This window comes from Paenibacillus sp., assembly GCF_048976745.1.
Classification (GTDB): domain Bacteria; phylum Bacillota; class Bacilli; order Paenibacillales; family Paenibacillaceae; genus Paenibacillus.
On sequence record NZ_JBHGUU010000006.1, the window covers coordinates 857,449 to 872,610 of the forward strand.

Consider the following 15,162-nt stretch of genomic DNA (forward strand, 5'->3'; position numbering starts at 1 on the left):
TAATAAAAGAAAGCGCATACAATGTGCATATTTTTGTAGAGAGTGCATTTCTTTACCAATTAAAACCTATAATGCACTTTGTCCAAGCAGAATTACGAAATTCTATATTCTGCCCGGGTAAACATCTGTATTCTGGCAGGTTGTTTACGCTTTCATTTGGACGATACACTGTGAGAGCAAAAGACAATCAGGGGGGAAGACGATGAGAAAAAACAAGTTCATGCTACTGAGCCTGGTATTTGCGGTCTTGTTGGTGATTGCTGCATGCAGTTCTGCACCTACTGCTCAACCCGAGCCGGAAAAGACCACACCACAGGAGGAACAAACACCCGTGGAAACCGAGGCAAAGAATGAAAATTCTACGCCAGAAATGGATTTTGACATGGGCGGCAGAACGATCAAAGTGGTTGCTTGGTGGGACATGGAAATACAGGGGAACAACCCGGACAACATTCAACGCCTAGAGAATCTCGAAGCGCTGAAGAAAAAACACAACTTTAATATTGAATACGTTTCCATCGATTTTGGCGAATATCAGGAAAAGGTAGTTGCTTCCCTGATGGCCGGTGAACCGCTTGGTGATCTTGTGAGACTGGGCAAAAACTATGCTATTCCGGCATTAACCAAACAGGATCTGTTATGGCCGGTGGATGATTATATTAAAAACGACAAGGTTTTTAACCAGAAAACAACCAAGGAATACATGCAGTATGAAGGCAAAGGTTACGGCTTTACCGAGGATCAGTCCTCGTTTATCAACGGGATTTTCTATAATCGCACACTCATGCAAGAGCTCGGCTTAAAGCCGCTTCAGGAGTATGTTGATGCCGATGAATGGAACTGGGATACGTTCATCAGCGTTGCCAAACAAGCGAACAAGGATCGGAACAATGATGGCAAGCTGGACACTTGGGGACTCGCTCAAACGGGCTTGCTGGAACCGATTCTGTATTCCAACGAGGCTTCTCTAACCAAAGAGGATAAGCAGAACCTGGAAGATCCAAAAACGAAAGAAGCGTTGAACTTCCTGTCCAAACTGGCTACCGAGAAGGTAGGAAGAGCTTCTGAGGGCGGCGACTGGACAGAGCCATCCACGTTCTTCCGTCAAGGTAACACTCTGATGTATTCAGGTGCAATGTACGAAGTTGAAGGCATCATGACGGATATGAAGGATTATGACATCGGTTTTGTACCGTTTCCCAAAGGTCCAAGTGCAACAGCGTATCACTCCGGTGAGTCACGTTACCAGGCTATAACGATTCCTAAAGCGGTAGAAAATCCGGAACAACTGATGTACATCTGGGAGAAAATTAACGAGATCGATTCGATCTATGAGTATCCGGGGCAATCCACACTGGAGACACATCTGACCGATGAAGCAGATATCAACAACGCCAGAGAGGTCGCGGAAGGTATGCTGGTTCTCGACCATAACACATTCCCGTCCTTGCCATTCTGGGACTTTGACGGGGAGCTCAAAGAAGGAGTATCCGTATCTACGCTGATCGAGAAATACAAGGCTCCTTTCCAGGCTGCGATTGATGAGGTATACAAATAAGCATCACGTTACACGGGCAGAACGCACCAGTGAAGGTGCGGTCTGTCCGGGTTAGTCAATCGTCCAGTTATCGCAACGTTTAGAGGAAAGGGGATACATTCAAACATGCGGTCACGTAAGAAAAAGGGACTAATCCTGGTGCTTGTCCTGGCCTTGGTGCTCTCCATATGGACACTATATCCATCGCGGGATCGTAATCCGGGAACGGTACATGCGCTTGAGGACTTTGAAGCGGTATCGGGAACCGAGGATTCATTCAGTTATGAGCATTATCTGACTGCTCATGACAATACGGCCAAACCCGATGAAACGGTACGCATCGAAGGTGAATCTTATGTTCAGGCAGAGAATGGGGAATTTGAGGTTGTGCAAGGGTACGCCGGATTAGACGGAAGTGCCGTAATTACACCGGAAACCGGAACCATTCGCTGGGATGTTCCCGTGCAAGTGAGCGGTTTGTACAACATTCGCATTCACTATTATCCCGTAGAAGGCAAAAGCTCCGGAATCGAACGCAGACTTGAGGTTAACGGTAAGGTTCCGTTCAGAGGGGCCGATATTCTTCTATTTGACAGGGTATGGGGGAATCGCGAAGATAACGTCCGACAGGATGATCGTGGCAATGACCTCAGACCAAGACAAGTGGAACAGCCCGAATGGCAGCTAACTTCCTTCAAGGACAGCGCAGGGTATTTTGAGGAACCATTTCAGTTTTATTTTGACAAAGGCAATCAGCAGTTATCGCTCACTTCATTAAGAGAGAGCATGGCGATCGATTACATCGAGTTGTACCAGGAAGGTGAAGTCCTGTCCTATGCAGAGCTGGAGCAGACCTATGCCTCACTCGGCTTGAAACAAGCCGCTCCTGTCATGCTGAAAGTACAGGGGGAGGAGGCTGTCAGCAAGTCATCTCCTACATTGGCACCGATCTCGGACCGCTCAAGCCCTTCACTGGAGCCTTATGATGTATCCAAAATTCGGATAAACGCCATCGGAGGCATTAACTGGAAGCTGCCGGGCGAATGGATTGAGTGGGAAATCAATGTTCCTGAAGACGGACTGTATCAAATCGCGCTTAAGGTGAAGCAGGATCAATTGCGTGGCATCTACGCCACCCGCAGTCTGACGATTAACGGCGAAGTTCCGTTTAAGGAAATGAAACGCATTCGATTTAACTACAGCCCAGCCTGGCAAACTCAGGTGTTGGGATCAGGGGAAGATCAGCCATATCAGTTTCATCTGGAAAAAGGAAAACACCGCATCCGAATGACGGTTACACTCGGCGACATCGCTCCGCTGCTTCGGACCGTGGAATCCAGCGTGCTGGAACTGAATGAGATGTATCGCAAAATATTAATGATCACCTCCAATAGTCCGGATCCACTGCGGGATTACCAGCTGGAACAACGTATTCCAGAGATGACGGAGGTGTTTGAGCGGCAGGCTGACACCTTGCGCTCCGTTGCAAATTATCTGGAAAAAGCCACAGGTGAGCAAAGTGACAAAGTGGCCATACTGCACGCCATGGTTTTGCAGCTGGAAGATATGGCGGCCAGACCGGAGACCGTTCCCAAACGGCTGGATACATTCAAAATTAACGTAGGCGGTCTCGGCACATGGATTCTATCGGTGCGTGAACAGCCGATTACGCTGGACTACCTTGTCGTATCTCCGCCGGGTGAATCGCTGCCAAAAGCGGAGGCGAGCACCATTCAGCAGGTCAAGCACGAACTTGGCGCATATGTTGCCTCGTACACCGAAGATTACGACAGCATTGGTAACGTGGAACAAAAGAAGGATGCCATCACCGTATGGATCACAACTGGACGGGATCAGGCCCAAGTACTGAAGGGCATGATTGACGATTCGTTTACTCCGGATACCGATATATCTGTGCAGTTGCGTCTCGTACCGCCCAACATTTTGCTGCCCGCTACACTCTCGGGGGAAGGTCCGGATGTAGCCATGCAGATGGGCGAAGACATTCCGGTGAACTATGCGATGAGGAATGCAACAGCGGATCTGAGCCAGTTCCCCGATTTTGAGGAAGTTTCCGGCAGGTTCCGCGAAAGCGGGTTGACGCCATACCGCTACAACGACGGGGTATATGCCCTTCCGGAGCAGCAGCATTTTCCAATGCTCTTTTACCGCAAAGATATTCTGAATGAGCTGGGCCTCGAACCGCCAAAAACGTGGCAGGACGTATATAACGCCATCGCCGTGCTGCAGAAGCATAACATGGAGTTTTATCTGCCGATCGAGGATACGCTGAACAATGCCAACCTGGTTCCGAATTCAACCTTTGCCATGTTGTTATATCAGAACGACGGCACGTTCTACACCGAAGACCAGAAGAAAAGTGCACTGGATTCGGAGATTTCAATGGATGCGTTTAAACGCTGGACTCAATTTTATACCAATTACAAGTTTCCGCTCAAAGCTGACTTTCCGAACCGTTTCCGAACCGGGGAAATGCCGATCGGGATTGCTGATTACACCACGTATAACATGCTGACGGTTATGGCTCCGGAGATCCGCAATCTCTGGGATTTTACGATCGTTCCGGGTACACAGCTTCCAGATGGGTCCATACGGCATGAAGTGGCCAGCGCAACGAGCGCGGTGATGATGCTCGAAAATGCCGACAACAAGGAAGCGGCGTGGAAGTTCATGAAATGGTGGACGGATGAGCAGACCCAGATTGAATACGGGAGAGAAATGGAAGGCCTTATGGGAGCGGCTGCCCGTTACCCGACGGCCAATATCGAAGCCTTGAAGCAATTACCTTGGCCTGTGAAGGATTATCAAAATCTCGAGAAACAATGGGAATGGGTACAGGGAATTCCGCAGCTACCCGGAGGTTATTTCACAGGACGACATCTGGACAATGCCTTCCGCAAGGTGGTCAATGCGAATGAAAATCCGCGTGAAGCCTTATCGGACTATGTGTTGTACATCGATGATGAAATTGAGTTGAAACGCAAAGAATTTAATCTGAAATAGAGGAAAGGGAGGGTAACGGTTGCAAGCTAAAACAACCAAGACAGCCGCCGCTCCTGCCGTTCATACCCGCCAGGTCGGCTGGTGGTCCCTATTGAAGCGGGATCTGTATCTCAGCAGGCATTATTATGTATTGATGGCACCGTTTATGCTGATTTTTTTCTTGTTTACGGTTATTCCGGTCGGCATTTCACTCGGGCTCAGCTTTTTTCACTTCAATATGCTGGAGCTGCCGCGATTTGTCGGTTGGCAGAACTATTCCCGGCTCTTCCTGAACGATGACGTATTTCTGATCGCGCTCAAAAACACGCTGCTTTTCGCGGTCATTACAGGCCCGCTCAGTTATATTGCCTGCTTTTTGTTTGCGTGGATCATTAATGAACTGTCTCCTAAAATTCGGGCGGTCATGACACTGGTTTTCTATGCCCCATCCATATCGGGTAACGTCTTTTTCATCTGGCTGATCATCTTCTCGGGTGACAGTTACGGGTATATGAACGGGTTCCTGATGCGACTTGGCGTCGTACTTGAACCGATCCAATGGCTTGCCGACGAGAAGTATGTACTGGCAATCGTCATTATTGTTCAGCTGTGGCTGAGTCTCGGAACCAGCTTCCTGGCTTTTATCGCAGGACTGCAAACCATTGATCGTTCTCTGGTGGAAGCCGGAACGGTGGATGGGATCAAAAACCGGTGGCAGGAGCTTTGGTATATCACACTGCCCTCAATGAGACCGCAACTGATGTTTGGTGCTGTAATGCAGATTACCGCTTCCTTCGCCGTAGCCGAGATCTCGATCGCGCTGGCAGGCTTCCCAAGCGTAAACTATGCGGCACACACCGTGGTCACACATCTGATGGACTTCGGAACGATTCGTTTCGAGATGGGGTACGCCTCGGCCATTGCAACAGTCCTGTTTGCCCTGATGCTGGGCACAAACGTTTTAACGCAAAAAATGCTTAGAAAGATAGGTGAATGACGATGACCAGCAAAGTACGTGCCGTGTTTGGCATGCCGAAGAGGCTTAATCGGTCATTTACCGTCAGCCTGATGTTGTTTGCATTGCTGGCTGTGTTCGGATCCTTTATGGTGCTTCCGCTCATCTATGCAGTCAACAATGCATTCAAGCCGCTGGATGAGCTGTTTATTTTCCCGCCGCGCTTCTGGGTGAACAATCCGACAACGGAGAATTTTGCCGATTTGATCAACCTCATGGGCAATTCGTGGGTGCCATTATCCCGCTATATTGCCAACACTTTGCTCATAACGATACTTGGCACAGCAGGACATATCCTTCTTGCATCTGCGGCGGCATATCCGCTGGCGAAATATCGTTTTCCGGGTTCCAAAGTGTTATTCACCATTGTCATTCTGTCCCTAATGTTCTCCCCACATGTTACGGCAATTCCAAACTACATGGTCATGTCCTGGCTTGGATGGATTAACACTCACGCATCGATTATTGTGCCATCACTCGCGTTCTCATTGGGACTTTTCCTCATGAAACAGTTCATGGAGCAGATTCCGGATGCATTGCTGGAGGCAGCCAAAATCGACGGAGCCAATGAATACCGGATATTCTGGAGCATCGTGATGCCCAATGTGAAGCCGGCATGGCTCACGCTAATGATCCTGCAGTTTCCAGCGTTATGGGGAACGGACGGCGGGAGCTTCATTTACAGTGAAAATCTCAAAACGCTGCATTATGCGCTCAGTCAGATTGTACAGGGAGGAATTGCAAGAGCCGGTGTAGGTGCGGCTGTTGCCTTGCTTCTGATGATCGTACCGATCACCCTGTTTATCATCTCTCAGAGCAGTGTTATGCAGACGATGGCCACTTCGGGCATGAAAGAGTAGAAAGGAGGCAGCGAGGTGCGGAGAAGCACATGGAACAAACGCAAATCGGTCATCATGGGCATGATCTGCCTCCTGTTGTTCGTTCAAGAGGCATCTTATGTGAGTGCAGACGGGAAAACGGATGCGTATCATTATTCCTTCTGGGGTGACGCAGTTCCGGCACCGGCGGCATATGAAGCAACAACGATTATCACCGGCAAGAAGCTGAACACGACACCCATGAAAGAGCCAAGTGACATGCATGTCACCGCCAATCAGCACGTTTTTGTGCTCGATTCGGGTAATGGCCGCATCATTGAGATGGATCGCAACTTCAAGCTGGTACGCACGATTGATTCGTTTGTGCAGGAAGGCAAGGAAGATCATTTTAAAAACCCACAGGGGTTGTATGTCACGGAAAAAGGCCATCTGCTGGTCGCTGATTCGGATAATCACCGGGTGGTGCATCTGGATGAACAAGGGAAGCTGGTCAAGATTGTGTCTGAACCGAAATCAGATCTGCTAAAAGCAGACTTCCAGTTTAAACCGATGCGGATTGTGATGGACAAAGGGGAACGCATCTATGTTATGGCCGAAGGCGTATTTGATGGATTCATGGAGTTCAGCGCCGATGGTACGTTCTCTTCCTTCATTGGAGCGAACAGAGTCCAGGTGGACCCGGTGGAATATCTGTGGAAACGATTTGCGACACGGGAGCAGCGCAGCCAGATGGTGATGTTCACTCCAACGGAATTTACCAATCTGGATATGGATGAAGAGGGTTTTATCTACGCCACCAGCGGCGATCGCGGCAAAGATCCGGTCAAGAAACTGAATGCCCAGGGTACAGACATTTTGCGCAGAGAAGGCTATCAGACGCCGCAGGGTGACTTGCTGTACACCCAGGAAGCCGGACCATCCCGACTGATTGATGTGGATGTGGGGGACAGTGACATGTTCTCCGTACTGGATTCCAGCAAGGGCCGAATCTTCACCTACAATGGTGACGGATACCTGCTCCACATTTTTGGCGGCATCGGGAATCGCTTGGGTCAGTTTAATACACCTGTTGCCCTGGAACGTGCGGGAGACCGGATGTTGGTGCTGGATAAAGCGCTTGGGGAAATCACCGTGTTTCAAACAACCGAATACGGACGTACGCTCCACGAAGCAGTACGCAGCTACTATAACGGTGATGAAGATCAATCTTCCGTGCTGTTTGCCCAAGCTGCCGAGATGAATGCTAATTTGGAATATGCATATGCGGGAATTGGCAAAGCATTGCTTCGTCAGAAGGAATACGCCGAGTCTGCGAAATATTTTAAGCGCAGCATGGAGCCCAAAGGGTATTCCAAAGCTTTTCTTTTGTATCGCAAAGAGCTGATGCGTGAGCATTTTTCATGGATGATGTCCGGACTATTCCTGGCTGTTGCTGCGTTTGTCACCATCATCATCGTTCGCAGGCAGAAAAGGAGGACTACGAATGCAGGCATCAAGTAAGCAATTGTACCAGTACCCGCTGCATCTGATATTTCATCCGTTTGACGGATACTGGGAATTGAAATATGAACGGAACCAGAGAAACTCACTGCTGATTGCTTTCATGATCCTGGTGCTTCTGGTGATCACCAAAATTTTGCATGCCCAGTACAGCGGTTTTCTCATTAATCTCAGTAATCCAAAGTACCTGAACAGTCTGCTCGAAATGGTATATGTCATTATACCGGTGCTGTTTTGGTGTGTAGCCAACTGGTCGTTAACCACATTGATGGACGGGGAAGGAAAATTCTCTGAAATTTTCATGTCCACGTGTTTTGCATTGGTACCGCTTTTCCTTATTCATTTCCCATGGATCTGGCTGAGTCTTGTGATTTCTGCGCAGGAAACTGCTTTTTATTATTTCTCCAATGCACTCGCTGTCGCGTGGACAGTATATCTGTTATTTGTGGGAAATATGACAGTTCATCAGTATTCACCAGCCAAAACGGTGCTTACGATGCTGCTGACACTTGTAGCGATGGCGTTTATGGCATTTCTATGCCTGTTATTCTTCAGTCTTGTACAGCAGATTGTATCGTTTGTCGTAACTATTTATCAGGAATTAGTGCTTCGGGGCTAAGGGAGGAGGAATCGGTTATGAAATATGCCGTAGCCAAAAAAATAACAGGAATGCTGCTCGCGAGCAGTCTGCTTCTTGGTGGATGTCAATTCTCGCCAACACCGCTCGCTCAAGAGACAGTGACTGCCGCGGATCAGACGGAATTTCCCTCCCTGCCTCCCGGAGAGAAATTGAAATCATCGTTCAGCGATGTCCGCCTACCCGGCATGGTAGGCATTGCGCAGAACGCTGCGCTGAAGTTGTTCATTCATGAAGAGACAGCCGAGGTTGCAGTGATTCACACCCAGAGCGGGCAAATCTGGCGCAGCAACCCAGCAGATCGTGAGCAGGATGGAGTTGCAGCCGGGATAAATAAAGACCTTTTGTCATCACAAACAAAGCTCAGCTTCTTCAACAGCCTTGGACAGAGCAGCACCGTGAATTCCTTCACGGATAGTGTTGCACATAAGCAGATAAGCTACGAGGTGCTGCCAGCTGGCGTACGAGTTCACTACCAGTTTGGAAGCACTGAGCGATCCATCGAAGACTTGCCGATGAAGATCAGCAAGGAACGATTTGAACAAAAACTGCTTGCACAGCTAGACAAGGCTGGGCAGCGGGCCTTGAAGGTCGGATATGCGGAAGACAAGGATGAGGGTGCTTACGTCCGAATTGATAAGGCGATGCAAGGATTGCAGCTGTCCCGGGCCTTGAAGGCTTTGGACACAGCCGGTTACACACCGGAGGATCTGGTTCAGGATCATGCCGAATTCGGCATCGAAGAGGAACGAAGCGGACCACGGCTGTTTATGCTTACGATGGAATATGAGCTGGATGGAGAGGATCTGCTTGTGCGTGTTCCGTCCTCAGGCATTCATTTTCCGGAGGAATATCCAATCAACAGCATATCTGTACTGGATTACTTCGGGGCCGGGGGTGCAGATGAAGAAGGCTCCATACTGGTGCCGGACGGTTCGGGAGCACTGATCCATTTTAACAATGGCAAGCTGCAGTATCCATCCTACCAACAAGACATATATGGACCGGATATGACCATGAAACTGCGGGAAGCAAGTTCGAATGAAGCCAGAGCCAGGCTGCCGGTATTTGGACTGATTCGGAAAGAGGGAGCTTTCCTGGGCATTATTGAAGAAGGGGATGCCGTTGCTGTTGTGAATGCCGATATCAGCGGCAAGCTGAACAGCTATAACAACGTATATCCAAGCTTCTATGTCGTGAACAAGAGCGATGTGACGCTTCAGGCAAGCGATATGGTTCGTACACTTCCGAAGTTCCAGAAGAAACCAACCATGTCCGACTTCGTTGTTCGATATGCTTTTGTAGGGAAAGATAAGGCCTCTTACTCCGGGCTTGCCTCTATCTATCGGGAGTATCTGTTGCAGAATGGCGGACTTCCCGAGCTGAATGCCAGCAAGGAGCAGAGCAACGTTCCCTTTTACCTGCAACTGTTCGGTGGCATGACAACACGGAAGCATATGCTGGGCATACCGTATGATTCGACGGAGGCTTTGACCACGTTTGATGAAGCCAAAAGCATTCTCTCCGCCTTGACAGAGAAAAAGGTATCCAATATTCAGGTTCGCTATTCAGGATGGCTTAACGGCGGACTTCATCATCGACTTCCGGATTCCATCCAAGTAGACGGCGCTATAGGCGGGAAAAAGGGATTGCGGGAATTCAGCGCATACACACAAGAAGCGGGCATCGGCTTCTATCCGGATATCGCTCTGCTGAATGTGCAATCCAAAAAGGGGTTCAAACCATCCAAAGAAGCTTCACGCACATTAACTCAGGAACCAGCGGTCATGTATCCGATGAATCAGGCCATCCAGCGGCGGGACCGGGATCGTTCACCTTCCTATGTGCTTTCGCCCAACTTGCTTGAGGACGTGACGGAAGACATGTTAGATGAGCTGAGTTCTCTTCAAAAGGATGGACTTACGCTGAGCCTGAATGACTTGGCAGGGCAGTTAAACAGCGATATGAATCCGAAAAAACTGGTGGACCGAACACAAGCGCTCGGTTCCGTAAAGAAGGCTCTTGAACAGATCCGGCAGCAGGCTGGCTCGCTTGTTGCTGAAGGCGGGAACGCTTATGCCCTGCCGTATGTAACCGGTCTGACAGATGCGCCGATGACCAGCAGCCGTTTCAAGCTGGAGGATGAAGAGATTCCGTTCTATCAGCTCGTTGTACACGGTAGCATCAGCTATACAGGTACTCCATACAATCTCTCCACATATACCAACGCAAGGCAATATGTGCTGAAGTTGATTGAATATGGAGCCAGCCCTTACTTTGCATGGTTCAATGCGCCAAACCATGTTGTGAAAGAAACCGATTATGATGATCTCTACGCGGCGAATTATGAACAGTGGATCGATCTGGCTGCCGAGATCTACAACGAGGTGAACCAGGTGAACCTCTCGTTTGGCGGACGTTCCATGATGTCCCATGAATCCCTGGAGGAGGGTGTCTTCCGGACAACATATGAAGGTGGCGGGTTCGTAATCGTCAATTATAACGACTTCCCTGTGAAAGTTGACAACGATACAGTGGAAGCCCAAAGCTATGTGACTGGTGGTGAGCAGCTCTGAAGACGCTCCTGAAATGGAAATGGGGAAGTCGTACGTATGCTCAGCAGAAAGCCATGTGGGGCGTAATCTACGTGCTTCCCTGGCTCATTGGTTTTATATTGTTTTTCTTCATTCCGCTGTTAGCCTCTCTGCGATACAGCATGAGTACCATTCAAGCCAACGCAGAAGGCATAGCGATTCAATTCACAGGTGTCGCCAATTACATTCAGGCACTGACCGTTAATACAAGCTTTAACCGTGCATTAATTGAGGCAATCACAGATGTGCTCATCAACGTACCGCTTATCGTTATATTCAGTCTGTTCCTTGCCGTCGTCCTGAATCAGAAGTTCAGGGGCCGGGCTGTAGCACGGTCGATCTTTTTCCTGCCGGTTATTCTGGCATCGGGAGTAATTATGACGCTGGAGAGCACCAGCCTGATTGAAGCGGTTAATCAGAGCAGCACCGGTGGAAGTTCACTCGGGACATTTGAACTCGAAAATCTGATGGTAAACGCCGGAGTGAGCGATTGGATTGTCACGTATCTGAGTAGCGCCGTAGATCGGATCTATCAGATCGTCAGTCAATCCGGTGTACAGATTTTGATCTTTTTGGCAGGGATCCAGACGATTTCCCCTCAACTGTATGAGGCTTCGAAGATGGAAGGCGCGACGGGGTATGAAGCCTTCTGGAAAATTACGTTTCCGATGGTCAGCCCGCTTATTTTTGTCAATGCGATCTATACCATCATTGATTCGTTTGCCAATAACGCCATGACGGAACTGATCCGGGATACCGGCTTCGTCAAGTTTGACTTTGGATTAAGTTCTGCCATGGCATGGGTCTACTTTCTGGCTATTGCCATCATTCTGGTTATCGTATCCATCATTTTCTCGAAGCGAGTCTTCTATCAAGATTAGAAAGGAGGGTGTCCCACGTGAAAACATCACGATTATTATCGTTGGAGCATTGGAAAGGCTGGCTGTGGGCCATAATCCGATTCGTTCTGATTACCGGGCTTTCCTTCGTTATCCTGTTTCCCATATTCCAGAAGGTTTCAACATCCGTCAAGGATAAAGGCGATCTGTATTCGGCAGTGGTCGTATGGATTCCACAGAACTTCTCCATTGACAATTTTAAGCAGGCGATACGCGTAATGGATTACTGGGCAACGCTGTTTAATACGTTTGCTCTGTCTGCAACCACAACATTGCTGACTACAGCATCCTGTGCACTTGCAGGATACGGATTCGCCAGACTGAAATTCAGAGGAAGCAACTGGCTTTTTGCCGGTGTCATTCTGACGATTCTTGTACCGCCAACGACCATTCTTATTCCGGTATACCTTAATCTGAAAAGCTTTGACCTGATGGGGCTTGTAACGCTCTTGACCGGCAAGCCTGTTAATCTGCTCAATACGTACTGGCCTTTCATTCTGACGGCGATTACAGCAAATTCGCTCAAGGCCGGGTTGTATATCTTTATTTTCCGGCAATTCTTCAGAGGCATTCCGAAGGAAGTGGAGGAGGCGGCTTATGTGGACGGTGCGGGCATCGGGCGTACATTTTCAAGAATCATGCTGCCCAATGCCATTCCGTCCATGGTGACAGTCATGCTGTTTTCCTTCGTATGGCAGTGGAATGATAGCTTTTATACAACCACTTATCTGACTTCGAGTAAAGTCATGTCGACTCAGTTATCGTCCCTTCCGTATAATCTGGCCCAGCAGGTTACGGACGGTGCAGCTTCCCAGGCCGATCCGTTCTATCTGAGTATGATCCAGGATACAGGAATTCTTCTTGCCATTTTGCCATTGATCGTCATCTATCTGTTTGTGCAGCGATATTTCGTAGAGAGTGTAGAGCGTACGGGAATCGTCGGTTAAGTTAAGTTCTCCTGTACGTTTGAGTTGGAATTAGACTGGAAAAGGAAGGAGGAACTTCATGCAACATTCCATCTATGAAAAGGGGGCATGTAATGATCTCATGAACATTTGCTCGCAGCAGAACCGCGACCCTTCCCTACGCAGTATCCCCTTGCTGGTGTGGAACGGATTGCGGGAGCGGGCACCGACCTGAGCGATATGTTTGATCAGAGATATTTTGACGGAGCTTACCTCGCAATAGTGCAAGGCAATATATCAGATCAGGAGGAATTATAGTGAAGAAGTTCATGACATCTTGTAAACTGTTACTCATTCTAGCTTTATTGATCACCATTGCTCCATGGGGAGGCAGCCGTGCCGAAGCATGGGTGGGCATGCCGATGGGCAAGCTTCACGTAAACGGCAAAAACCTGGTGAACAGCAACAACCAGCCTGTGCTTCTGAACGGTTGGCATCAACCTTCAGGCGCCTACTGGACATATCAGGACAGCAATTATTATCTCAACCTGCACGGCAATAACCGTCACGCAGCAACACTGGCTTATCTGAAAGACATTACGGATACCTTTGCAGACACCAGCCCGAAATACGGAAGCAACCATGGCTGGAATATGAATCAGGTACGTCTGTTCATCGATCGTCAGGACATGGGTGATGTGGCTGCTGGTACATATAACTTTGCCGGTGTGCAGACGGTTACGCAAAATGTAATTATTCCATACATTCAATACGCCAAAACTAAAGGTGTTTATGTTGTCCTGGGACTGGACTTCACGTTGAAGGATGATCAGGCAACAACATCTGACAATCTGCAAAAGTTCAATCAAATCTGGGGTTATCTCGCTTCACGCCCGGAGATCAAAAGTGCAGACAACGTTCATTTCGAACTGATCAACGAACCGGTGAAATCCTATGCTAATGGACATTGGGGTGGGTACAACGGGGAAAATGATTTTGTGGATCACTGGAATGACTTGCGCAATTTCCAGAATTCCATGATTTCAACGATTCGCAGCCAAGGTGCGGACAACGTGATCTGGGCGGCTGGTCTGGGTTACAATCAATTTTACAGCTTAACGGCAAGCCATCCATTGACAGACCCGCTCAACAACTATGGATATGCGGTTCACTGGTACCCTGGTTATGGTGCATATGACAACTTCTCCATCCTGCAAGACCAGTGGAATACCAACGTGAAGGCAGCCGCTGACAAATATCCGATTAACATTACCGAGGTAACCTGGTTCAAAAACAAACCTGGCGATTCGGCTTATTGGAACTTGTTTAATGGCAGCAATGAAGGTTTTGGCACGAATACCAAAACAATCTTCAACGCAGCAGGGAATGTCAGTATTGCAGCTCATATGAACGGATTCATTCTAAGTGAAGGACCACGAAGCTCCTTTGCCGATCCTACGGCAGGCCTGAAGTGGGACGGGGATGCTTCACGGAGTGCCATGGGACGATTCCTGTTTAACTGGTACCATGAACGTGCTCAGACTTACCCGGGCAGTGGAACAGGCGGACCAACAACGGGTCTGGTATCCGGGGCAACCTATAAAATTGTAGCCCGGCATTCCAACAAGGTTATTGATGTCCCAGGTGGTGTAAACGAAAACAATCTTCAGCTCCAGCAGTGGAGTGATCTGGGCGGCAACCCTCAGAAGTGGGTTCTGACCTCGATCGGCAGCGGTAGCTATACACTGACAAGTGTGAACTCGCCGGACAAAGTCATCGATATTCGCAACGGTACCAGCACCAATGGGGAAGTGGTCCAACTCATGAGCAATCTGAACACCACCGCTCAGCATTTCAAAGTGAATGATCTTGGAAACGGATACTGGAGTATCATCAACGTGAACAGCAATAAAGCGATTGAAGTCGCCAATGCTTCCACTTCGGATGGTGCCAAGTTGCAGCAGAACACCTACACGGGTGCAACAAACCAACAATGGAAATTTGTTGCCGTCAGCAATTAAAAAGAGCCACGTTAACCAAAAACCTCCCCAAGCCATTCCTTGTCTGGGGAGGTTTTTTTGCGTTTATTTTAGATACTGGGGCGTGAGGCGGTGCCAAGGTAACACAACTCTATTTGTGCGCCAAACAGCAGATAGACAATTATTTTCATGCAAGCATTGTACGCTGTGGTAAGTAAATGTACCATAAGGAAGAAGTTGTACCTTCACCAGGA

11 protein-coding genes are annotated in these 15,162 nt (G+C 48.7%); all 11 read left to right on the top strand.

What is annotated here, in order from left to right; genetic code table 11:
* The first annotated feature begins 202 nt into the window (after positions 1-202).
* The 11 genes from ACE3K2_RS10555 to ACE3K2_RS10605 all read left to right on the top strand — a co-directional run bounded on the left by ACE3K2_RS10555 (position 203) and on the right by ACE3K2_RS10605 (position 14,950).
* The gene (locus ACE3K2_RS10555) at positions 203-1,558 is read left to right on the top strand and encodes an extracellular solute-binding protein (protein WP_421889572.1); all 1,356 of its coding nucleotides are present in this window, start codon (positions 203-205) and stop codon (positions 1,556-1,558) included.
* Between the two features lie 105 nt (positions 1,559-1,663).
* A complete protein-coding gene (locus ACE3K2_RS10560) occupies positions 1,664-4,561 on the top strand; it encodes an extracellular solute-binding protein (protein ID WP_421889574.1) in 2,898 nt (965 codons plus the stop codon).
* A gap of 19 nt (positions 4,562-4,580) precedes the next feature.
* On the top strand, positions 4,581-5,537 hold the full coding sequence (locus ACE3K2_RS10565) for a carbohydrate ABC transporter permease (RefSeq protein WP_421889576.1): 957 nt from the start codon (positions 4,581-4,583) through the stop codon (positions 5,535-5,537).
* A gap of 2 nt (positions 5,538-5,539) precedes the next feature.
* Positions 5,540-6,415, top strand: a complete 876-nt coding sequence (locus ACE3K2_RS10570; protein WP_278295182.1) for a carbohydrate ABC transporter permease — start codon at positions 5,540-5,542, stop codon at positions 6,413-6,415.
* A gap of 15 nt (positions 6,416-6,430) precedes the next feature.
* On the top strand, positions 6,431-7,894 hold the full coding sequence (locus ACE3K2_RS10575; RefSeq protein ID WP_421889578.1) for a hypothetical protein: 1,464 nt from the start codon (positions 6,431-6,433) through the stop codon (positions 7,892-7,894).
* Entirely contained in the window at positions 7,878-8,513 is a 636-nt protein-coding gene (locus ACE3K2_RS10580) for a YIP1 family protein (protein WP_421889580.1), read from the top strand. The genes ACE3K2_RS10575 and ACE3K2_RS10580 overlap by 17 nt, the downstream gene beginning before the upstream one ends.
* Positions 8,514-8,530: 17 nt before the next feature.
* Entirely contained in the window at positions 8,531-11,107 is a 2,577-nt protein-coding gene (locus ACE3K2_RS10585) for a DUF5696 domain-containing protein (RefSeq protein WP_421889582.1), read from the top strand.
* Between the two features lie 53 nt (positions 11,108-11,160).
* The gene (locus tag ACE3K2_RS10590) at positions 11,161-12,006 is read left to right on the top strand and encodes a carbohydrate ABC transporter permease (protein ID WP_421889584.1); all 846 of its coding nucleotides are present in this window, start codon (positions 11,161-11,163) and stop codon (positions 12,004-12,006) included.
* 17 nt (positions 12,007-12,023) lie between these two features.
* Positions 12,024-12,971 carry a carbohydrate ABC transporter permease gene (locus tag ACE3K2_RS10595; protein ID WP_421889586.1) on the top strand — a complete coding sequence of 316 codons (948 nt, stop codon included), beginning with the start codon at positions 12,024-12,026 and terminating at the stop codon, positions 12,969-12,971.
* 58 nt (positions 12,972-13,029) lie between these two features.
* Entirely contained in the window at positions 13,030-13,164 is a 135-nt protein-coding gene (locus ACE3K2_RS10600) for a hypothetical protein (RefSeq protein ID WP_421889588.1), read from the top strand.
* Positions 13,165-13,246: 82 nt separating this feature from the next.
* Positions 13,247-14,950: an RICIN domain-containing protein gene (locus tag ACE3K2_RS10605; protein ID WP_421889590.1), complete on the top strand. Its 1,704-nt coding sequence runs from the start codon at positions 13,247-13,249 to the stop codon at positions 14,948-14,950.
* Positions 14,951-15,162: the final 212 nt, after the last annotated feature.

Excerpts from the sequence above, each read along its gene's own strand:
- ACE3K2_RS10580 (WP_421889580.1), top strand. The coding sequence starts at position 7,878 with ATGCAGGCATCAAGTAAGCAATTGTACCAGTACCCGCTGCATCTGATA.
- ACE3K2_RS10600 (WP_421889588.1), top strand. The coding sequence starts at position 13,030 with ATGCAACATTCCATCTATGAAAAGGGGGCATGTAATGATCTCATGAAC.
- ACE3K2_RS10585 (WP_421889582.1), top strand. The coding sequence starts at position 8,531 with ATGAAATATGCCGTAGCCAAAAAAATAACAGGAATGCTGCTCGCGAGC.
- ACE3K2_RS10570 (WP_278295182.1), top strand. The coding sequence starts at position 5,540 with ATGACCAGCAAAGTACGTGCCGTGTTTGGCATGCCGAAGAGGCTTAAT.
- ACE3K2_RS10590 (WP_421889584.1), top strand. The coding sequence starts at position 11,161 with ATGTGGGGCGTAATCTACGTGCTTCCCTGGCTCATTGGTTTTATATTG.
- ACE3K2_RS10560 (WP_421889574.1), top strand. The coding sequence starts at position 1,664 with ATGCGGTCACGTAAGAAAAAGGGACTAATCCTGGTGCTTGTCCTGGCC.
- ACE3K2_RS10555 (WP_421889572.1), top strand. The coding sequence starts at position 203 with ATGAGAAAAAACAAGTTCATGCTACTGAGCCTGGTATTTGCGGTCTTG.